The sequence below is a fragment of the Psychrobacter sp. TB67 genome, assembly GCF_000511065.1.
Classification (GTDB): domain Bacteria; phylum Pseudomonadota; class Gammaproteobacteria; order Pseudomonadales; family Moraxellaceae; genus Psychrobacter; species Psychrobacter okhotskensis.
The window spans coordinates 14,506-35,619 of record NZ_AYYA01000064.1 but is presented as its reverse complement, the minus strand read 5'-3'; the positions used below and the strand labels follow the sequence as shown (position 1 = coordinate 35,619).

At 43.9% G+C, this 21,114-nt stretch carries 16 protein-coding genes and 1 pseudogene; 13 read left to right on the top strand and 4 right to left on the bottom strand.

Annotated features, from left to right (window positions below):
• Positions 1-24 precede the first annotated feature (24 nt).
• From acnD to W293_RS0112195, 9 genes and pseudogenes are all read left to right on the top strand, one after another.
• Positions 25-2,658 (top strand): Fe/S-dependent 2-methylisocitrate dehydratase AcnD, encoded by a 2,634-nt coding sequence (gene acnD, locus W293_RS0112235; RefSeq protein ID WP_025652711.1) that lies wholly within the window; start codon positions 25-27, stop codon positions 2,656-2,658.
• Between the two features lie 255 nt (positions 2,659-2,913).
• The gene (locus W293_RS0112230; protein WP_025652710.1) at positions 2,914-4,326 is read left to right on the top strand and encodes an NAD(P)/FAD-dependent oxidoreductase; all 1,413 of its coding nucleotides are present in this window, start codon (positions 2,914-2,916) and stop codon (positions 4,324-4,326) included.
• 100 nt (positions 4,327-4,426) lie between these two features.
• A pseudogene (locus W293_RS0112225) lies at positions 4,427-4,675 on the top strand (type II toxin-antitoxin system Phd/YefM family antitoxin); the annotation flags it as partial.
• 113 nt (positions 4,676-4,788) lie between these two features.
• The gene (locus W293_RS0112220) at positions 4,789-5,049 is read left to right on the top strand and encodes a Txe/YoeB family addiction module toxin (RefSeq protein ID WP_037025847.1); all 261 of its coding nucleotides are present in this window, start codon (positions 4,789-4,791) and stop codon (positions 5,047-5,049) included.
• 80 nt (positions 5,050-5,129) lie between these two features.
• Complete coding sequence (prpF, locus tag W293_RS0112215) at positions 5,130-6,365, top strand: 2-methylaconitate cis-trans isomerase PrpF (protein ID WP_025652707.1); 1,236 nt, start codon at positions 5,130-5,132, stop codon at positions 6,363-6,365.
• 99 nt (positions 6,366-6,464) lie between these two features.
• Positions 6,465-7,430 carry a hypothetical protein gene (locus tag W293_RS0112210; RefSeq protein WP_025652706.1) on the top strand — a complete coding sequence of 322 codons (966 nt, stop codon included), beginning with the start codon at positions 6,465-6,467 and terminating at the stop codon, positions 7,428-7,430.
• A gap of 64 nt (positions 7,431-7,494) precedes the next feature.
• Complete coding sequence (locus W293_RS0112205; protein ID WP_156915644.1) at positions 7,495-9,312, top strand: ABC transporter ATP-binding protein; 1,818 nt, start codon at positions 7,495-7,497, stop codon at positions 9,310-9,312.
• An 85-nt stretch (positions 9,313-9,397) separates the two neighbouring features.
• Positions 9,398-10,024 carry a GNAT family N-acetyltransferase gene (locus W293_RS0112200; protein ID WP_025652702.1) on the top strand — a complete coding sequence of 209 codons (627 nt, stop codon included), beginning with the start codon at positions 9,398-9,400 and terminating at the stop codon, positions 10,022-10,024.
• A gap of 148 nt (positions 10,025-10,172) precedes the next feature.
• Positions 10,173-11,675 (top strand): bifunctional 2-methylcitrate dehydratase/aconitate hydratase, encoded by a 1,503-nt coding sequence (locus W293_RS0112195; RefSeq protein ID WP_084212325.1) that lies wholly within the window; start codon positions 10,173-10,175, stop codon positions 11,673-11,675.
• A 140-nt stretch (positions 11,676-11,815) separates the two neighbouring features.
• Here the strand turns inward: W293_RS0112195 and W293_RS0112190 are convergent, their stop codons facing one another.
• The gene (locus W293_RS0112190) at positions 11,816-12,577 is read right to left on the bottom strand and encodes an SDR family oxidoreductase (protein WP_037025842.1); all 762 of its coding nucleotides are present in this window, start codon (positions 12,575-12,577) and stop codon (positions 11,816-11,818) included.
• 269 nt (positions 12,578-12,846) lie between these two features.
• On the opposite strand from W293_RS0112190, the gene W293_RS0112185 reads away from it, so the two are divergent.
• A complete protein-coding gene (locus tag W293_RS0112185) occupies positions 12,847-14,211 on the top strand; it encodes a DUF2868 domain-containing protein (protein WP_025652699.1) in 1,365 nt (454 codons plus the stop codon).
• Between the two features lie 66 nt (positions 14,212-14,277).
• Positions 14,278-15,951, top strand: a complete 1,674-nt coding sequence (locus W293_RS0112180) for a DUF3482 domain-containing protein (RefSeq protein ID WP_025652697.1) — start codon at positions 14,278-14,280, stop codon at positions 15,949-15,951.
• Positions 15,952-16,002: 51 nt separating this feature from the next.
• Here W293_RS0112180 and W293_RS0112175 read toward each other — a convergent pair whose 3' ends face one another.
• The 3 genes from W293_RS0112175 to W293_RS0112160 form a co-directional block, all read right to left on the bottom strand.
• Entirely contained in the window at positions 16,003-17,043 is a 1,041-nt protein-coding gene (locus tag W293_RS0112175; protein WP_025652696.1) for an ArsA family ATPase, read from the bottom strand.
• 82 nt (positions 17,044-17,125) lie between these two features.
• The gene (locus tag W293_RS0112170) at positions 17,126-17,407 is read right to left on the bottom strand and encodes a cory-CC-star protein (RefSeq protein WP_051395134.1); all 282 of its coding nucleotides are present in this window, start codon (positions 17,405-17,407) and stop codon (positions 17,126-17,128) included.
• A 260-nt stretch (positions 17,408-17,667) separates the two neighbouring features.
• Complete coding sequence (locus W293_RS0112160; protein ID WP_025652694.1) at positions 17,668-19,353, bottom strand: carbon starvation protein A; 1,686 nt, start codon at positions 19,351-19,353, stop codon at positions 17,668-17,670.
• Between the two features lie 352 nt (positions 19,354-19,705).
• Between W293_RS0112160 and W293_RS0112155 the strand changes: the two genes are divergently transcribed.
• A complete protein-coding gene (locus tag W293_RS0112155; RefSeq protein ID WP_025652693.1) occupies positions 19,706-20,374 on the top strand; it encodes a hypothetical protein in 669 nt (222 codons plus the stop codon).
• A 102-nt stretch (positions 20,375-20,476) separates the two neighbouring features.
• Positions 20,477-21,040, top strand: a complete 564-nt coding sequence (locus W293_RS0112150; RefSeq protein WP_025652691.1) for a hypoxanthine-guanine phosphoribosyltransferase — start codon at positions 20,477-20,479, stop codon at positions 21,038-21,040.
• Positions 21,041-21,114 lie beyond the last annotated feature (74 nt).

The window sequence follows — 21,114 nt, the reverse complement described above, 5'->3', positions numbered from 1 at the left end:
ATGGACAACGCCCTCGTACAACCGATGAATGAACCCTTTAAAAAGCCATTACCCGGCACCGACCTGTATTACTTTGACACTCGTGAAGCGATTGAGAGCATTGAAGCTGGCGCTTATGACAAGCTACCGTTCTGCTCAAAAGTATTGTGTGAAAATTTAGTGCGTCGTTGCCCACCTGAGGATTTGACCGCTGCACTTAAGCAACATATCGAAGGTAAGCAAGACCTAGATTTTCCATGGTACCCTGCTCGCGTCGTTTGTCATGACATCCTAGGTCAGACTGCGTTTGTTGATTTGGCAGGTCTCCGTGACGCCATCGCTGAGCAAGGCGGTGACCCTTCAAAAGTGAACCCAATCGTCCCAACGCAGTTGATTGTTGACCATTCACTAGCCGTTGAGCATGCAGGCTTTGAAGAAAACGCTTTTGAGAAAAACCGTGCTATCGAAGAGCGCCGTAATGATGACCGTTTCCACTTTATCAACTGGTGTCAGTATGCCTTTGATAACGTCAACGTCGTACCACCGGGTAACGGCATCATGCATCAAATTAACCTAGAAAAAATGTCGCCAGTCGTCCAAGTCGTACACAATAAAGCCGGTGAACAAGTAGCCTTTGCCGATACTTTGGTCGGTACCGACAGCCATACGCCAATGGTTGATGCATTGGGTGTTATCTCAATCGGTGTCGGTGGATTAGAGGCCGAAAGTGTCATGCTAGGCAACCCATCTTATATGCGCCTGCCGGATTACGTTGGTGTTAAATTAACCGGAAAATTGCAAAAAGGTATTACTGGTACCGATTTAGTGCTCGCTATGACCGAGTTTTTACGTGATGCCGGCGTGGTCTCTACCTATATTGAGTTCTTCGGCGAAGGTGCGCGCGCGCTTACCGTTGGTGATCGTGCGTCTATCTCCAATATGACGCCTGAATATGGCGCGACGGCTGCGATGTTCTATATCGATGAGCAAACCATCGACTATTTACGCCTAACAGGTCGTAGTGAAGCACAAATCAAACTGGTCGAGCAATATGCGAAGCAGACCGGTCTATGGGCAGATGGCATGGAAAATGCCGTTTACGACCGCGTGCTTGAATTTGACTTGTCAGCAGTTGTCCGTAATATGGCAGGCCCTTCACGTCCGCACGCTCGCGTTTCAACCACGGATTTGGTTGCTAAAGGCATTGCTCACGGTGAGGGTGACAAACTCCCTGAACCAGAAGATGGCTTGATGCCAGATGGCGCAGTGATTATCGCGGCCATTACCAGCTGTACCAATACCTCTAACCCTCGCAATATGGTTGCCGCTGGACTCGTCGCTCGAAATGCTAATGCTAAAGGCCTATTGCGTAAGCCTTGGGTGAAATCCTCTTTAGCGCCTGGTTCTAAAACGGTAAAAATGTACCTAGAAGAAGCGGGTCTCATGCCAGATCTACAAAAAATCGGCTTTGATGTGGTGGGTTTTGCCTGTACGACTTGTAATGGCATGAGCGGTGCGTTAGATCCTGATATCGAAAAAGAGATCATCGATCGTGACCTATTTAGTACGGCAGTATTATCAGGCAACCGTAACTTTGACGGTCGTATCCACCCATACGCCAAACAAGCCTTCTTAGCGTCACCACCACTGGTTATCGCTTATGCCATCGCGGGTAATATTCGTTTCGATATCGAAAAAGATTCATTAGGTAAGGATCAAGACGGCAATGACGTTTATCTAAAAGACATTTGGTTTGATGACGAAGAAGTCGATGCCATCGTTGCCAAAGCTGTGAAGCCTGAGCAATTCAATGCCGTTTATATTCCGATGTTTGATGAAGCCAAAAAAGATACAGGTAAGGCACTAAGCCCCTTATACGATTGGCGCGAGATGACCACTTATATTCGCCGTCCGCCCTATTGGGAAGGTAAAATGGCCGCGATGAATAAGCTAAAAGGCATGCGTCCATTGGCTGTATTGGGGGACAATATCACCACCGACCATATGTCACCGTCTAATGCCATTATGGGTGACTCGGCCGCTGGCGAGTACCTCGATACCATGGGCTTACCAAGCGAGGACTATAATTCTTATGCAACGCATCGCGGTGACCATTTGACCGCGCAACGTGCGACCTTTGCCAATCCAAAATTATTGAACGAGATGGTACGTGATGAAGCAGGCAATGTTATTCAAGGCTCACTGGCCCGTGTGGAACCACAAGGTCAAATTATGCGCATGTGGGAAGCGATTGAGACCTATATGAACCGTGAGCAGCCGCTCATCATCATCGCAGGTGATGGCTATGGTCAAGGCTCAAGCCGTGACTGGGCGGCAAAAGGTGTGCGTTTAGCTGGCGTGGAAGCCGTCGTCGCTGAAGACTTTGAACGTATCCATCGTCAAAACTTAGTGGGCATGGGCGCGCTACCGTTACAGTTCGAAAAAGGCACAGATCGCCATACCCTAAACATTGATGGTACGGAAACCTTTGATGTAACGGGTGACGTCTCCGCTGGCGGGCTGATGACCTTAGTCGTTAATCGTACCGACGGCAGCAAAACTGAAACCCCTATCATCTGCCGCTTAGATACCGCTGATGAAGTCAAAATGTATAACGCCGGCGGTATGCTACAACGCTTTGCCAAAGAGTTTATCGATGGCACGTTAGATATTGCGTAGATGTTTGCCTTTGATTTACATCTTTTAAAACGTTAAGTACAAAAAGAGCTACTTTAAAAGTGGCTCTTTTTTTATTTTCGCTAAATTAATGAACAAAATTCAGCCTTTGTTCTCTTGCTATAGGTTTCAAACCCCGTTGATTTATAATATACTGGTTTGGTTCACAACGTATTGTCCTAATCATTACCTTATTTTATTGACCCCTATCAGCTTCTGTTATTTCACAAATTACTGTAAAGACAAAAAGGAAATATAATGAGCACTCTTATCGTAGACAATGAAATCAAGCTGAATAAAAACAACCAGCCATTGAGCAGTCACCAAGCATCATTATCCTCAAAGCTATCTGCGCAGTTACCTGAAAAATCACCTACCAAATTACCTGCAGAAACAGATAACCGCCGTCATATCGTCTTAATTGGTGCAGGCTTTGCTGGTATCCGCTGTCTTGAGCAATTGGCCAAATATAGCGCTGACCGTATCACCTTAGTTGACCGTAATGACTATCACTTTTTCCCACCGCTGATCTATCAAGTCTCTGCTGGATTTTTAGCGTCATCAGATATCAGTTATCCGCTACGTCGATACATCTCAAATTATGACAATGTCCGCTATCGTCAAGGTACGCTCTTAAGCATCAATCCTAAAGATAAAACCATCACTCTGGACACCGGTGAGATTTCTTACGACCGTTTGATTATTGCAAAGGGTGCAGAGACCAATTATTTTGGCAATCAAGAGTTAGCCATGCATGCGTTGCCAATGAAAACCATAAAAGACGCACTCAGTATCCGCAACCACATGCTGTCACAGTTTAATTATGCGGCTTCATTGCCCGTTGCCGAGCGTGAGCCCTACTTGTCCATCGTCATCGCTGGTGGTGGTCCTAGTGGTGTTGAGCTGGCAGGCGTGATGTCTGAAATTCGTAGATATACCCTTCATAAAGAGTATCCAGAGTTATTAGATAATATCGGCGGTATAACGTTAGTGACGGCCGATCCTGTGTTGCTCGCGCCAATGAGTGAATCATCACAACAGTATACCAAGCTACAAATGGAGAAATTCAGAGTTGATCTGATCTTTAGTGATCCTGTAAAAAGTTACGATGGTCATATGGTTACCCTACAAAGTGGGCAGACTCTGCACACACACAACCTTATCTGGACGGCAGGCGTCACTTGTGATTTTATACAAGGGCTCGATACAGAGGATTATGGTCAAGGTAAGCGCTTACTGGTTGACAGTCATTTGAGTTTGATAAATCATAACGACATATACGCACTTGGCGATATTGCACTGGCCACTCATGATGAAGCGTACCCGAAAGGTCATCCCCAGTTAGGTCAAGTGGCGAGCAGTCAGGGCACCTATCTCGGTAAGTATTTAAGCGGTAAAACTGATAAAGCATTTCATTATAAACATAGCGGTGATATGGCGATGATTGGACGTCTCACTGCGGTTGCTGATATTAACGGATCGCATTTGAAGGGCTTTATTGCGTGGTTTGCTTGGGTTGTCATTCATATCTTGTCGCTTAGCACCGCCAAAAATCGTTTGGCGACGACTTGGAATTGGATGGTTGCTTTTTTTACCGGAAAGCAGTCCTTCCGTATGAGTATTGAGCCACACGAAGATTCGTTTAAACTTAAGAAAGAGTCCAAACTTTAAAATTCGTGATCACAATAGCTTCACCCAATCAGGATGGGTTGAGTTCTACTGATCAATAGTGTAACATGTACAATGTATTGTACATGTATAGGAGTCTCTCATGAGAGTAATCAGTTTTTCAGAAGCCCGAAAGCATTTGAAGTCTGTTTTAGATACGGTAAATGACGATGCCAATGCCACTATCGTGACTCGCCGTGATGCGGATGATGCGGTAGTGATGTCTCTCGATTATTATAATAGCCTAATGGAAACGGTTTATTTATTAAAATCACCTGCCAATGCGGCGCACTTAGCGGACTCTATTGCCCAATATAAAGCTGGCAAGACTGTTACGCGTGAACTAATTGATACAGCAGAAGGCAGTGGTAAAAGTGACGGTAGTAGCGATGACAATGAGCATACAGATAGTGATATTGAGAATGCTTGATCTCAAAGGCTTTCATAAACGTAAAAGATCTGATCATGAGTGAACAATTAGCATGGACAGATGCTGCGTGGAAGGACTATCTATACTGGCAAACACAAGATAAAAAAACACTCAAGCGCATCAACAAGCTCATTACCGAATGTAAGCGTAATCCGTTTGAAGGCATTGGCAAACCTGAACCTTTAAAAGAAAACTTATCCGGATTTTGGTCAAGACGCATCGATGATGCCAATCGGTTGGTGTACGCCGTTGATGATAACTATTTGACGATTATTTCGTGTCGCTATCATTATTAACGAGCATGTCCATTCGTTCGTGTTTACTTGATGACGCCGCCATACCCAATCTTATAACAATACAAAAAGGACGTCTAGCAATGACCCAACCAACCTTCGCTCCACAAATTTCAGTCCCTGCTACCTACATGCGCGGCGGCACGTCAAAAGGCACATTTTTTAAGTTATCCGATTTACCGGAGCGCTGCCAAGTTGCAGGCTCCGCGCGTGATAATTTCTTATTACGCGTTATCGGCAGTCCTGACCCTTATGGTAAGCAAATCGACGGTCTAGGTAATGGCAGCTCTAGTACGTCAAAGACAGTAATTTTGTCTAAAGCTAAGCAAGCAGACCACGATGTCAATTATCTGTTTGGACAAGTAAATATCGCCAAGCCAATGATTGATTGGGCAGGTAACTGTGGCAATTTAACCGCTGCCGTTGGTGCTTGTGCGATTAACATGGGTTTAGTTGACGCTGATAAAATTGCTAATAGTATTGATGACGATAGTGAGAGTGGCATTTGCGAAGTACGCATTTGGCAAGAGAATATCGGTAAAACCATCATCGCCCATGTGCCTGTTTACATGGACGAACAAGGCAAGGTACAAGTCCAAGAAACCGGCGATTTTGAATTAGATGGTGTGACCTTCCCTGCCGCTGAGGTCAAAATTGAATTTATTGATCCTGTTGACTCATCAAGCGATATGTTCCCCACTGGCAACCTAGTTGATGATTTTGATGTCTCTAGCTGTGGTTTAAATACTGATAGCGTCAAGGCAACTTTTATCAGTGCCGGTATTCCAACTATTTTTATGAAAGCAGAAGATTTTGGGTTTACGGGTACCGAACTGCAAGGTGATATCAACAGTAATAGCGAAACCTTGGCGAAGCTTGAGAAAATCCGTGCCAAAGGCGGCGTAGCGATGGGCATATTCAAAGACGTCAGTGAAGCACAAAGCAGTCAACATATTCCAAAGATTGCTTGGGTTGCTCCTGCGCAAAGCTATACTGCTTCTAGTGGCAAGGCCGTTGATGCTAATGATATTGATTTAGTCGTACGAGCGATGAGTATGGGACAATTGCATCATGCCATGATGGGCACAGCAGCGGTTGCCATAGCAGCAGCAGCGACCACACAAGGTACATTGGTCAATGAAGCAGCTGGTGGTAGCGAATTAGGTGAAGTGCGCTTTGGGCATCCATCAGGTACGCTACTCGTCGGTGGAAAAACCGAGCAGGTTGATGGTCGCTGGCAAGCCAAAAAAGTTTCTATGAGTCGTTCAGCGCGCCGTATTATGGTTGGTGAAGTCTTTGTGATAGGGGATAGTTTTTGATGCAAAAAAAATGTAAACTGAATTTTACTCTTATTACAAACATTTATTAAAAATATCTTTGATAAATGTCTCTTTCACTAAAAAATTCAGGAGTATTAAATGTCTCAAAGTCCCGTAGAAGTAATGATAAAGGATGAAAATGCACATAAAGTAGCGCAAGCAATATATAACACGGTGACTGGAAAGACAGAAATACTTTCAAAAGGATATTCTGAAAACTATGAAGTGAGCAGTGAATCAATAAGCCAACTTTATACAAAAGTGATACAGACTTACTCTCAATGGGAAGTTGTTAGTCGAAATGAAAATATAACAATTTTTCATATAGATAATGATAAGCAAGTTTTTTCCTCTATCGAAAGGTTTCAGATATACGACAAAAGTATTACATCACCAATTGAAAGTATAAACATAGTTTTTAATGTTCTTTTAAGTCTTCCTAATACAGACAAGCCTCAACCCTATAAAATATCAGTCAATATCAATTCTAGAATTGCTATGCTTCACAAAGCTAATTCTAATAGATCAGGGCATATACTTTTCAAACTTCTCAGTAATCAGGTTATAAGTGTAAGTATTGAGTATGTTGATTATATAGTTGCACGTAATATTTTAACATCTGTTGAAAGCTGGATTGATGAAATTGAAGTAAATAAGAAAAATGTGTTTATCGAATTTATTCAAAGAAAATCTCACTGGTTCTCTAGACTTTCAGGTACGATTCTATTTATTGTTTCAATATATTCTTGCTACTCTTTAGTTGGGACTATGGGTATAGACTTCGGTAAACCTGAAAACGTTGTTAGTTATATTATATTATCAATTGGAATATCAGGAACACTTTATCTTCTAGGATTAATTCTTGGTAAAATACTTGAACAATCAGTTGATAAAATTAACAACATAAGTATTATAACTATAAATAGTGGTGATAAAAAATTATTGAAAAACTTCAAATCAAAAAATTTTTGGAGCTATCTAAAATCAGGTTTTCTTTTTATATTCCTTACCTTAAATGCTATATTTAGCAGCATAATAGCTTCCTATATATTTCAACGTATTTAACAATTTAACCTAATATATGCCAAAACCACCGCAGCCACCACGCGTGTCATCAGACAACCCTTTTATGCATAAGCCGCCAGTCAAAAAGACTGAGCGGCGGGCTTTACTGTGGGATATTTTAAAGAAACTTGCCGTCTTTGCTGCGCCTTATAAGCTATTGATTGTTGCAACACTGATATTAACGGTACTTGGTTCCTTTACCGCACAGGTCAATGCCTTTGTGCTGCGCTATGCGGTTGATACTTTGACCGAAATTGCTACCCTTGCCGATCCTTGGGACGCGGGTTGGCGAATGCTAGGTATTATTAGTGCGGTGCTATTGACCAAAGAGGTGTTATCGATATTCATCTCGTTTGGTCAGCGCTTTTATGGTGAAAAGATTCGTATCAATCTATCGCGTGATTTATCGCAAAAAATCATTGAGCGTATCTTGACCTACCGTATGGCGTTTTATACCAGTAGCGAAAACGACAGCGGTAAATTACAAACCCGTATCGATTATGGCGTTAGCAGCCTGACCAGTCTGGTGCAAAATTTCTTTATCGATATGCTGCCGCTGTTTGCCAGTGCGATTGTCTCACTCATTATTATGTTTTCGACCAATATTTGGATCGGCTTAGTTGGTCTTATTATCATTCCGATTTACTTTTTTATTAGCCAAAAACAAGCTCGGCGTTTGCAAGGTTTTCGTCGGCAGATGCGTGGTTATAGAGAAGCCAAAAGCGGTCTGGTTATTTCGCTGATTAACTCTATCAGCGTGGTAAAATCCTTTGTGCGAGAGAAGATAGAAGCTGAGAAGCACTTAACCATTCAAAAAGATATGACCGATAATCAGCTGCGTATTCGTAGTATTGGTTTTATTTATGACGCGATAAAGACTTTTATTGAACAAATAGGCGTGGTGGTGATTATCGTGCTGACGTCCTATTTTGTATTAAAAGGCCAGATGACCATCGGGATGATTTTATTCCATGTCATGCTGTTTCAAAACGTCGCCGCCCCTATCCGTCAATTACATCGTATTTATGATCAAATCAATAATGCACTGACTTATGCTGAAGGCTTTTTTGATATATTGGAAGATGACGAACAAGTTGAAAATATCGATGGTAGAAGCAGTAAAAATCTGAAAGGTCACATTGAGCTAAAAAACGTTGATTTTACTTATCCTAACGGCACGCAAGCGCTAAAAGATGTTAGCTTTACGATTAAACCCAATCGCATTACTGCACTGGTGGGCTTAAGTGGTGCTGGCAAGAGCACCATTATCAATTTATTGGTGAAGTTTTACGCGCCAGATGCTGGCACAATATGTCTAGATGGGCATGATTTAGCCGACTGCGATACCCATGAATTGCGTCAAAATATCGGTCTGGTACTACAAAGCAACCATATCTTTTCAGGTACGATTAGCGAAAATATTCGCTATGGCGATATGAATGCTACTGATGAAGATATTATCGTCGCCGCAAAGAAAGCCTCGATTCATGAGCAAATCATATCGTTATCAGAGGGCTATGAAAGTACGGCTAAATCATTATCAGGTGGCCAACAGCAGCGTATCGCGCTGGCACGGATGTTCTTAAAAGATCCCCCCATTGTATTTTTGGATGAGCCAACCGCCAGCCTTGATGCGATTGCCAGTCAACAAGTGAAAAAAAGCCTAGATCTCATCAAAAAAGACCGTACGGTGATTATGGTGTCACACAATATCGCCCAAATTATCGATGCGGATGACTTGGTCGTGATAGAAGATGGCCGCGTGGTCGAAACAGGCACTCACGAAGCGCTGTATGAGAAACATGGCAAGTACTTCGAGATATTTAGCGCCATGTCTGATAGTTTAAATTTGGATAAGATCAGTCAAACCTTGAACGGTTAATGCAGAATAAGATTAAAGCGGTATAATACGCGACACTTTTTATCTTCTACTTACTAACCAACAATTTGCCAAAAGCCAGTAAACTATGACTTGTGAATTCTCTATAAAAACCTTTGATGAGCTGACCTCAGTTGATCTTTATCATATTTTAAAAGCACGCGCGCAGGTGTTCGTCGTCGAGCAAAACTGTGCCTATCAAGACATGGACGAAGTGGATTTTGATTGTTTGCATTTAGTCGCCCATCAAAATGAGGCGCTGATTGGCTATTGCAGAATTATCCCGCCTGAGTTTAATACCTTGCAAGTCAATCTTTCTGTCGCCCATCCGGCGGGCAAAACCGCCAGCTCTATGCCCGCTATCGGTAGAGTGCTGGTACTGGCGGAACATCGTGACAATGGCGTCGCGCGTCAAATCATGACGCAAGCGATTAAATATTGTCATAAAAAATACGCAAAGAAGACCATCGTCATCTCCGCACAGGCGTATTTGCTCAGCTTCTACGAGTCGTTAGGCTTCATTCCTGAAGGCGAGCATTATCTTGAAGATAGCATTGAACATATCAAAATGACCTTGCCTCTGCTTAAAAAAGGCAAAGTAAAAAGACAGCACACTGAAGGATCAGGCTCAGGAATTGTCACTAAGTTTTTGAGTTTATTGCTATTGATATTGGGTCTAATGTTTATCGCCGGCTTAATTTATCTAATGACATAGCACAACTTATCGTCAACCTTTGCTAAATTCTTAACATAATTCAATCTAGCAGTTCCATATTGACTGTGCTACTTTTGAGTCATGACCATGGCCGTGGTAAACGCTCAATGGTCAACAAAGTAGCTAACTTAAGGAAGAGGTGACGATTATGTCTAATGTCGAAAGCAATGTCCGTCCAGAATATGACGATGAAATTCAAAAAATTGCCGACTATGTTTTAAATTACTCTATCGATAAAGACTCCGAAAACAGTGATGACGCTTGGAGTACTGCTCGTTATTGTTTGATGGATACACTGGGCTGCGGTTTACTGGCGCTACGTTTCCCTGAATGCACCAAGCACTTGGGCCCCGATTGCCCCGATCAAATTACCCCAAATGGTGCGCGTGTGCCCGGCACGAATTATCGCCTCGACCCTATTAAAGCCGCCTTTGACATAGGCTGCATCGTACGCTGGCTAGACTATAACGATACGTGGCTGGCTGCTGAATGGGGACATCCGTCAGACAATCTCGGTGGCATTTTGGCAGTCGCAGATTATATTAGTCAGCAAAACGTCAGCCAAGGTCGCGCACCGCTCACCATGAGAGACGTGCTCGAATCGATGATTATGGCGCACGAAATCCAAGGTGTATTGGCACTAGACAATTCCTTTAACCGCGTTGGGCTTGACCATGTATTTTTAGTCAAATTGGCCTCAACTGCGGTCGTCGCCAAGCTCTATAACCTACCGCGCGAGCGTATTATGGCGGCTATCTCACAAGCCCTCGTCGATGGACAAGCACTACGCACCTATCGTCATGCGCCCAATGCAGGGAGCCGCAAGTCTTGGGCAGCAGGTGACGCGACCAGCCGTGCGGTACGCTTGGTAGATATCACCAAACGTGGTGAGATGGGTATTCCTGGGGCACTAACCGCACCGCAATGGGGTTTTTATGATGTGTTGTTTAGCCACACCAATAAGGACTTAGCCACTAAACCCGAAAACGAGCGCCACTTTACCTTCCAGCGTGACTTTGGCAGCTATGTCATGGAAAACATCTTATTTAAGATAAGCTTCCCCGCTGAGTTTCACGCGCAGACGGCATGCGAGGCGGCCGTTATTTTGTACCCACGTATCGAAGATAGAATTGATGACATCGAAAAAATCGTTTTGACGACCCATGATTCAGCGATTCGCATCATCTCAAAACAAGGCGAGCTTGCCAATCCTGCTGACAGGGATCATTGCTTGCAATACATGGTGGCTGTGCCGTTGCTCACAGGAGACCTAATGGCAGAAAACTATGAAGACGATTATCATGAGCAGCATCATATATTGATCGATGAGTTGCGCAGCAAGATGGTGGTAGAGGAAGATCCGCGGTATTCAAAAGACTATCATGACCCAAGCAAACGTTCGATTGCCAATGCCATTCAAGTGTTCTTTAAAGATGGCACCAGTACCGATAAGGTCGCTGTAGAATATCCTATCGGTCACAAACGCCGCCGTGAAGAAGGTTTGCCTGTATTAGAAGCCAAGTTTCGAGCCAGTCTGGCGACGCGTTTTATTGACAGTCGCTGCGAGGCTATTTTTGCGTTATGCAGCGACCAAAAACGCTTGGAGCAAACACCCGTGCATGAGTTTATGGACTTGTTTATGGCGAACTAAGCATTTGCTCACCTAGAGATTTACGCTTAATTTATCCTTGTCTTATCAACAAAATAGGGCGTGCCGTTAATATTATGATAACGACACGCCCTATTTTGTTCTATTGAATTGAATCAATTTTAATATTCAATCGTTTGGCGCTACCAAGGTATAGATTCCCCTGCCCAATCAACAAAGCTGCCAGATTGCGCAGCTGTCATGCGGCTTAGCACTTCTAATAAGCATTCTGCACTATAAGCTGGCGAGAATAATTGCCCATCAGCCACATTGCCTTGAAAAGGCGCTGACAGTTGCGTGTTGACGGTTCCGGGCTGCATGACGACCACGCACACATCTTTGAGCGACCGTGACCATTCGATACTGAGATTTTTCATACCCATATTGAGCGCCGCCTTGCTCATCCTATAGCTATACCAACCGCCCAACTGATTGTCACTGATGCTACCCACTCGTGCAGAAATGGTCGCAAAAACGGCAGGATTGTCATTACTACGCTCAGATTTGGCCAATAAAGGTTTAAAGTGCTTAGCAATAAGCAGACCGGCTAAGGTATTGACCTGCATATTTATTAAGAAAAAATCTGTCTCAATTTGCCGTAGTGATTTTTCTGGTTGCTGCGTCGCCGTGTGTAGAAGTCCTGCACAGTTGATGAGCCAATCAATGTGGTCGGTTTGTTGACTAATGACATCAGCAGCTTGTTTGATGCTCTGTTCGTCGCAGATGTTCATGGGCAGCCAATAGAGATTGTCTGCTTCAAAATCAGGAACGCTTTTATGATAAGTCGCAAAGACACGTAGACTGTCTTGGCTATCACTATTAGCCGTGCTTTCTACCAATTGCTCCACCATGGCTCTGCCAATGCCACCTGTACCGCCGATGATTAGATAAGTTTTGGTACTCATAACGATTCCTTTTTTTGTATTTCTAAAATGAGGACATGCCTAGTGTATGGCTTATCTTTATGGTTATGACTATCCTGTCTATCATTCATTCATGCATTCTGGCTGATTTTTATCACCTTTACCATGACAAAAATGCTGAATAATGGCTTATTTAGTTATCATTGGTTTGTGACGCTGCAAAATAACAGCAGTAATCGCTATTATACATACGCTACAATAATCAAAAATTGTCTTCTAAATGAACGCCTTTATACGGATATTATCACTTTATGCTCTCACCACAAGATCAATTGACTGAGCTGGTACGCACGCTTGAGACGCAGCAGCATGTCTTTGCCACTGACCCGCTACTCATCACGGAAAAGCTGCAAAATGAGGATGGAAAACCCGTCCAAAAACTGCATCGCCGTGCCTCACGTATCGATAGTAACGGCGCGCTGGCACGAGTATTGGGCAAGATTGATGGACGCATAAAAGGCATCATGGTGATCATGAGTGTGGTGTGGTGCATCTCGGGGTTTTTAGGATTATTTACCTTACTACAAGCCAATGTCGTCAATTTCTTTTATGTCTTGGTCTGTTTACTTGGGTTTCATACCCTTATGCTAGCTGGCTGGCTAGTCATGACCTTGCTTAACCAAGGTCGTCAGTCGCCCAGCTGGTTTGCGAGTTTTGTTAGCCCCAGTTATCTTATCCGTGGTAAGGACGATGTCACCAAGGCGGCAGTCGACTTGTACGAGCGCCAATTACAGCACAGTGGTATGCGCTGGTATTTGGGTCGTTTTAGCCATCAGCTATGGCTTGCTACCTTAACCGGTATGCTCTTTGCGATTATATTCTTATTAATTGTACGCCAATATAGCTTTAGTTGGGAGTCGACGCTGCTATCCGATCAGGCACTGATTACCCTCACCCAAGTGCTTGGCTGGCTGCCCAGTATGGTCGGATTTGGTGTACCTGACAATGCCGCTATCGTACAGAGCCGACTGGTTACTGATGCCATGCCATTGTCTGTGGCGCGGCAATGGGCAAGCTTGTTAATTGGTAGTTTGCTGATGTACGGTATCGTACCACGAGCGATAGCGTGGGCGTTTTGTGCCTTCATGTTCCGTCGTAAAAAAATGCGTTTGGATACCAAGCTGCCTTATTATCAAAAAATCCTAAATTTTTGGCAGCGTCATGTGGTTGATGCCGATGACTTTACGGAGGTAGCGGCGCCTATCGCTCCAAAGGCAACAGTGAGCGCTGGCAAAAAGCTGGTTGCGTTACTGGAATATCCTTCAGAGAAGGATAACTGGTGGCAAAAAGGTCTTGATGCTAATAATGGTGATGATAGTCAAATTGAGAATTTTGGTATCGTTGATGACCGCGATGATATGGATCGATTAACCGTGTATCTAAAGACCCATCCAGTACAAGTCTTGCTCGGTATTCATAGCAAAGCACTGCCTGACCGTGGCACGCTACGCAAGCTTGATAAAATTGCGGCTCATGCTAAAGACGGACTGATTGTGCAGCTACTTAATGATGACGCTGACACTACTGACGACTTGCAACACAATGTGCGATATCAACAATGGCAAACGGCTCTATCAGCACGAAAGATAGGTTTGGTAAGTACTTATACTGCTTAATAAAAAATGGTAATAACTTTTTCAAATTCTTGCCAGACTTCGATAAATATAATACGGGATCAGATGATGGATAATAATAAAACGAAGAATGAGCCTATCGGTCTCTTTGCCGACAAGGCCTTAAAAGATGAGCCTATCAACGTAGAAAATTCAAAGACAGCACTTACCCAGCCTATTAACATTAATAAATTCAGTGCTAGCGATACAACCGACGTCGCCACTTCTGTCGATACCAATTCTAATACTATGGATGAGGCTGAAGATTCGACAACTCGCGAGAGTAAGAAAACCACGATAGCCAGCGGTGAGCCATTAAAATTGGCGGTGGTCGGTCATACCAATACGGGTAAGACCTCTATTTTGCGTACCTTATTACGTGACGTGTATTTTGGTGAAGTCAAAAACGAAGCCGCGACGACACGCCATGTCGAACGCGCCCAACTGACCGATAGTCAGACCGGCGAAGTACTGGTGGCGTTATATGATACACCAGGTTTAGAGGACGCATCGGGATTGATGGATTGGTTGGAGGACAATACCGCCAGTCGTCGCGATGGTATTGAACGTCTACAGCAATTTTTGGCAGCTGATATCGCTCAAGGTGGTGATGCGTTAAGTAGCAATGAGGACTATAGCCAAGAAGCCAAAGTTATCCGCCAATTGCTGGCAAGTGATATGGCGGTTTATGTCGTCGATGCGCGTGAGCCAGTATTGGGTAAATACAAGGATGAGTTGACCATTTTATCGTGGGCAGCGATACCTGTTATGCCAGTGTTTAATTTCACTGATAGCCAAAATGCCAATATTGATGAATGGCAGACCATGCTGGCAAGACGCAATCTGCATATCTCTACCCGTTTTGATTCGGTCGCTTTTGAGTTCGAAGATGAAATGCATTTATGGCAAAATCTTGCGACCATGCTTACCCATTCAGAAATGCTAGAACAGCTCATGCAGAGACGCACAGAAGACTGGGCACAGCTATACGATGAGGCCGATATTATCATCGCGGATTTTTTATTGAATGTTGCCGCTTTTGTGCGTGAGATTAGTGATGATGATGACCCGATGCCAGTATTGCAGCAGATGCAAGAAGCCGTTCGGCAAAGTGAGCGCGCGATGCAGCATAATTTGCTTAATTTATATAAATTTTATGATAATGCGGTGGCAGCAACGCCGCTTGAGTTACAAGCCTATCAGCAAGATCCGTTTGACCCTGAATTGCTAAAAAGCTATGGGATTCGTACGACATCGGGCGCGGCAGCTGGCGCGTTATTAGGATTGGGCATTGATGCGGCCGCATTGGGCACGACGTTGGGTTTGGGTGCGGCAATAGGCGGTATCGCAGGTGGGTTATTATCGAATACCAGTAGCATTGCTGACCGGATTACTGGGGTAAAACGCTTATACATTGACCCTGCTACCTTAACCTTGCTCGCCACTCGTGCGATAGACTTACTCACTGCCCTACGCCATCGCGGTCACGCTGCGACTGATGCCACGCAACTATTATACAAAGGTGAGAATGACGGCAGCGCCCCATCAGCTGAAAATAACAGTGAAGTAGACAACGCTGTGACGCCATGGTCAACCAACAAACTACCAAGCGAGCTTAAAAAAGCACGAGGCAAACCACAATGGTCATCGCTCAGTAGTGGTAAAGCAGAGCTTGCCCAAAGTTTGCGACTCGATATGGCATGGTCACTTTCTGGGAAGTTGCAATCACATAGGCGTGAGTAGTTAGACAACTCTGCTTGAATAAAACATGTATTTGGTTTTTCAAAGTTGCATTTACGACAATGGCTGCAACAATGCACTTAATGCCTCATTACCACGCACGTCAGTCTGCTGCAGATAAATGGGATAAAGCGGATAACTAGTAAAGCTCTTGTCGATATCATACATCAGCTGCTGCTGGCGCTCAGCACGATGGCGCCAAAACTCATCAGACTGGGCCGGTGCTATGAGCTGATTGATGACTATCGCTGCTGGCGTGAGTTTGCTGTCTTCTAACTGTTCGATAGCACGTTTGGTCTCAGCCAATGGTAATACATCGGCGGTCATGACCAATACAATAGCAGTCTGCTGACGGTCATGCAGCAGTGCTCCCGCCTGACGAAACAGCTCTTTACGTTTCTCCAGCACGGATACTGCTTGCTCCCAGCGGTCAGACTTCTTTTCTGCAAACGGATTTGCCACATTATTTTGCTGATTATTATCTTTTTTCTGAGTTCTGTCTTTTTGATTGTGCCTATCCAAATGTGTCGCTACCGAGCGCAGTTTCGCCTGTCGCCGTTGCTGTGACAGTAATCCATCTGTCCACGCGCCCATCATCTCTGGTAGTACCAGCAATCGCAAAGTATGTCCAGTTGGAGCGGTATCAAAAATAATATGCTCATAATTAGCATCTGCTGCCGCGACCAAATACTGGCACATCGATTCGAGCATAGCGGCTTCTTGGGCACCAGGGGCAGATTTTGATAGCCTGAGATGCTCACGAATTTTGGGCATCATGTCTGGATTGGCATAGGCGGTAATCGTGCGCTCAACTTGAGCAAAATGCGCATCGACGATGACATCAGGATTTAGCTCAATGGCGTCCAGATACGGCGTGATGGCAGTTTTTTCATTATTGAGCCGTACCTTTAACACATCACCCAAGCTATGCGCTGGATCGGTTGAGACAATCAATGTTTTTTGTTGTTGGCCAGCATAATAGCTGGCAAGTGCAGCGGCCGTCGTGGTTTTGCCCACACCGCCCTTGCCACCGACGAATATAATCGGTTGCGTCGCCAGTTGTTCTACTAATCCGTGTAGAGGGTGTAAAGCCATACTCATGTCTCAATTATTAATTGTTAATTGTTAATCAATAGAATCTTTAATCTAAATAGATATAACTAAAAAACGGCTATGACTAGCAGCAACCAACGTGGTCAAAGGGACATCTATCCATACCCATGCGGGTATGCCACTCATGGAAGTTTTCTAAAAATAATGGCTGTAGCTCTAACGTATAAAAGCTGGCAGGATTATCAATGCCTAAGCTCTCAGCGAACATCAGCAGCATAAAGAAATCTTCTTCATCACGTGCCGCACGCGCCATCGTCTGGCGATAAGGCGCATGATAAAACTCATTCAGCCCTGCCACGAACCGCTGCCACCATGGTTGAGTATTCTCTATATTATCTGTCGTCATTATCATCCCATTTACTATATTTTTGTTTTTCAGCGTTTTCTTAAATGATTACTCGTATTGTGAGTCTTTCTTATTATAGTCAGTGAAAAGCCATATCGATATTGATACCTCACGCACTGCTGATATCAGCCATAACGTCGCCATTTTAGGATATTTTAACTATATCTATCATGCCTATTTCATACAAAAAACGCCAGCAGTTGCTGCTAGCGTTTTTTTGTATATCTATTCCAATAGTGATTAGACGTTATATCTAGATATTACTTTTCAATATTGCTTTTACCTTTATGCAAGGTCCACTCTTTACGCAATACCGATAGACTCTCAAACGTCACTAAAATCGTTGCGACTAGAATGATGATGTCCATAATGATAAGCAGCCAATTACCATCAACGTAAAAGGTTTTGAGCTGAATCAATAAGGCAAAAACCGTCATCACTAACAAGAATGACAATGGCGCCAAGGTGTACCAAACTGGCTTACCTTTACGTAATAAAATGACAGTAACGATCATGAGGGTTAAAGCCGCCATAAGTTGGTTTGTTGTCCCAAACAATGGCCAAATAATCATACCGCCAGCACCGTCGATACCACCCGCGCCAAATGCCAACAGTAGACAGCTTCCGACAGCGAGCAACGTAGCTACTACGCTCTTATTAAGAACGGGGATGTTATAAAATTCACCAAATTCTTGGAAAATATAACGTTGTAAGCGCACCCCAGTATCCATAGTCGTCCCTGCGAACAAGGCTGCCATGACAGTCAGCATGGTCTGAGATAGCACCATGTCAATGCCCACACCGGCATTTAAGATGGTCGCGCCACCATCAATAAAGGCACCGATAGAACCGTCGCCAAATTTTTGATAAACCGCTTCCCAATCTCCTAGAGTCGCAAAACCTGCTGTGGCTGCGAGAATGGCTCCTAGGGCAAGCATGCCCTCACCAAATGCACCGAAGTAACCAACGAAGCGCACATCCTCTTCTTTATCAATCTGTTTTGAGGTAGTTCCCGTAGCTACCAATCCATGGAAGCCTGAGATGGCGCCACAGGCAATCGTGACAAACAATAATGGCATCAAGGAAGGTGTGCCAACTGGTAGCGCCGTGTTTATGGCTGGCGCGACAATGTTGGGGGTCGCAATAAAAATCGCGGCGTACAATAAAATCAAACCGACAAATAACTGCAAACCATTAATATAATCACGTGGTTGTAGCAGCATCCATACCGGCAATAAAGAAGCGATGGCTGCATAAGCAAATAAAATAATAATCCATAGCGCATTATCAGGCAGACCTAAAAAAGTCTCAGGTAATACAATGGGGAACATAGGACCAAGATAGATCAGCCCGTATAAAGCACTGACCCCAATGATGGAGACCCAAACCAAATTCATCTTGTAGCGATAAATACACTGCCCGATGATAAAGGCCACTATCAACGCGCCCCAAACCGGTAATACGGCAGAGGGCGTTTTGATCATCATATTAGCAATAGCGACGCCAAATACAGCATTCACCATCAATAATAATAAAAAGATAACGACCATCATCAAGCTACGTACACGTGTACCCATGACGGTACCGGCAATAGAGCCAATCGATTGACCTCTATTGCGCATACTGGCCCAAATGGCCGACATATCATGTACGCCTGCCATAAAAATAGTACCCAAAACCACCCAAATAATGGCCGGTACCCAGCCCCAAATAACCGCAATCGCAGGACCAATGATTGGAGCAGCCCCTGCCACCGATGTAAAATGATGTCCCCATAATACATACTTGTTGGTGGGAATATAATCTACCCCATCCTTCATCGTATGCGCTGGCGTGGGACGACTGTTGTCCAATGCCAAAATCTTGGTGGCGATAAACTTCGAATAAAATACATAACCGCAGAGCATTGCGGCGACACCAACTAACAGTACAATAGCACTATTCATCTTATCTCTCCCTAGACAAGTAGTAGATAGCCTTATGAGTTCAAGCTTTTTAAAGCAAAGTATAAAAAATATGCTAGATTAGTGGGCGGTGAGTGACTCAGATCACCCGTTATTAGGGAAATAACAGCACTCCCGTCAGATCATTACTAGGGTGTGTCCTCATTTTTATTACCATTTTTAGAATGAGGACACACCCTAGCTAAAAAAAACCTTGCATTGTAAAGTTAGAACACGCCACTAGTCAACATATAGTGTGATGAATCTTTGCTTAGCATGAGGTTTAAATAGTAACTGATTTGACAAGGGATGTAACGTTGGTAAGACGTTAAAAACAACAAATAAAGGAGTTATAATGACACACTATTTTGGATTCGTACCTTCACCTAAACTCAAAGCGCTGATCGAAGAGGCAGAACAAGTTATCGCTACTGATGCAAAGGTAGATTATTACCCTTATCGCGATGCCCTAAGCCATCAAACCGCCCGAGACTTGATTGATAACTTATTGGTTGGCTTGGTAGATATTATTCCAAACCCTGAGCGTCAAGCATCCATGCGTAAAATCGTTGGAACCATTGAGCGTGCAGCAGACACCCTACTCAATATTTTATTGGGTAAAGAAAACAATGAAGAGGTATTGCCCAGTTTTCATTTTTTAAGAGATCGGGCCACCTTTATTGATAATGAAGGCGTGAAGCGTATTGGCTTTAAATTATCGGATGCCGATGCAAAAACCATTACTGAGGGTTTTGCCGCCATTACACCTGAACACGTTGATAGACCGACCTTTAAGACTGCGCTTGAAACGGTCAACGAAGAGACGTTGACTCATTTTGTCAGCCGCTACGCAGAAACGCTAAAGCTTGGCATGATTAAACGTAAGTCCGTGCCAGTTGCTAAAGCCGCCATCGACAAAGGCATGAGTATGGCATTGAACAAGCTATTGCCAGACCTACCTGATACCTCATTAAACCGTTTGGCTGACTATTATCGCCCATTCATCGTAAAAAAGCCTGAATAACGGCTACATTAGAAACTATTATGTTTTTATTAAGGCGGTAGTGTTGGGCAAATTTGCTAAAATTTGCTAAAATAGGCGGCACTTTTATCGAAGGCGCAACTCATGACCCAAATTAGTAATCAAGAAATCGAAAAAACCCTGCGCAACTCAGAGTGCCTTATCAGCAGTATCGAAGTAGCCGCTGCTTATGAGCGTCTTGCCGCCCAACTCAACCTACACTATGCTGGTCTAAATCCAATCGTGATGGTGGTTATGAACGGTGGTCTTATCCCAGCCGGTCAACTACTCACTCACCTGACTTTTTATCATCGTATGCACTATATCCACGCTTCGCGCTATCGTGATAATGAAGGGACCAACGAGCTTGATTGGAAGTTTAAGCCTGATGTCAGCATCGAGGGCGAGCACGTCTTGTTGATCGATGATATTTTTGACGAAGGTATTACTCTAAAAGCAGTGGTTGAAGAATTGAGTAAAGAAAAGCCTCTCTCTATCGAGTCTTGCGTACTACTTAATAAACAACATGATCGCAAAGTAGAAGGTTTTGACGTTGATTTTGTTGGTATTGATGTCGCGGACCGTTATGTCTACGGTTGTGGTATGGATTTTCATGGTTACCTGCGTCATCTACCGGGTATCTACGCCATTAAAGAAGACAAAGTCTAAATCTTCGTATTTGAATTTTAAAAAAGCATCCGATTTGGATGCTTTTTTAATGCCTAACTATACTGTTTGTTAAA

Bases quoted from the DNA above. Each gene is read 5' to 3' on its own strand.
- acnD (WP_025652711.1), top strand. From the start codon at position 25: ATGAATGAACCCTTTAAAAAGCCATTACCCGGCACCGACCTGTATTAC.
- W293_RS0112230 (WP_025652710.1), top strand. From the start codon at position 2,914: ATGAGCACTCTTATCGTAGACAATGAAATCAAGCTGAATAAAAACAAC.
- W293_RS0112220 (WP_037025847.1), top strand. From the start codon at position 4,789: ATGAGTGAACAATTAGCATGGACAGATGCTGCGTGGAAGGACTATCTA.
- prpF (WP_025652707.1), top strand. From the start codon at position 5,130: ATGACCCAACCAACCTTCGCTCCACAAATTTCAGTCCCTGCTACCTAC.
- W293_RS0112210 (WP_025652706.1), top strand. From the start codon at position 6,465: ATGTCTCAAAGTCCCGTAGAAGTAATGATAAAGGATGAAAATGCACAT.
- W293_RS0112205 (WP_156915644.1), top strand. From the start codon at position 7,495: ATGCATAAGCCGCCAGTCAAAAAGACTGAGCGGCGGGCTTTACTGTGG.
- W293_RS0112200 (WP_025652702.1), top strand. From the start codon at position 9,398: ATGACTTGTGAATTCTCTATAAAAACCTTTGATGAGCTGACCTCAGTT.
- W293_RS0112195 (WP_084212325.1), top strand. From the start codon at position 10,173: ATGTCTAATGTCGAAAGCAATGTCCGTCCAGAATATGACGATGAAATT.
- W293_RS0112190 (WP_037025842.1), bottom strand. From the start codon at position 12,577: ATGAGTACCAAAACTTATCTAATCATCGGCGGTACAGGTGGCATTGGC.
- W293_RS0112185 (WP_025652699.1), top strand. From the start codon at position 12,847: ATGCTCTCACCACAAGATCAATTGACTGAGCTGGTACGCACGCTTGAG.
- W293_RS0112180 (WP_025652697.1), top strand. From the start codon at position 14,278: ATGGATAATAATAAAACGAAGAATGAGCCTATCGGTCTCTTTGCCGAC.
- W293_RS0112175 (WP_025652696.1), bottom strand. From the start codon at position 17,043: ATGGCTTTACACCCTCTACACGGATTAGTAGAACAACTGGCGACGCAA.
- W293_RS0112170 (WP_051395134.1), bottom strand. From the start codon at position 17,407: ATGACGACAGATAATATAGAGAATACTCAACCATGGTGGCAGCGGTTC.
- W293_RS0112160 (WP_025652694.1), bottom strand. From the start codon at position 19,353: ATGAATAGTGCTATTGTACTGTTAGTTGGTGTCGCCGCAATGCTCTGC.
- W293_RS0112155 (WP_025652693.1), top strand. From the start codon at position 19,706: ATGACACACTATTTTGGATTCGTACCTTCACCTAAACTCAAAGCGCTG.
- W293_RS0112150 (WP_025652691.1), top strand. From the start codon at position 20,477: ATGACCCAAATTAGTAATCAAGAAATCGAAAAAACCCTGCGCAACTCA.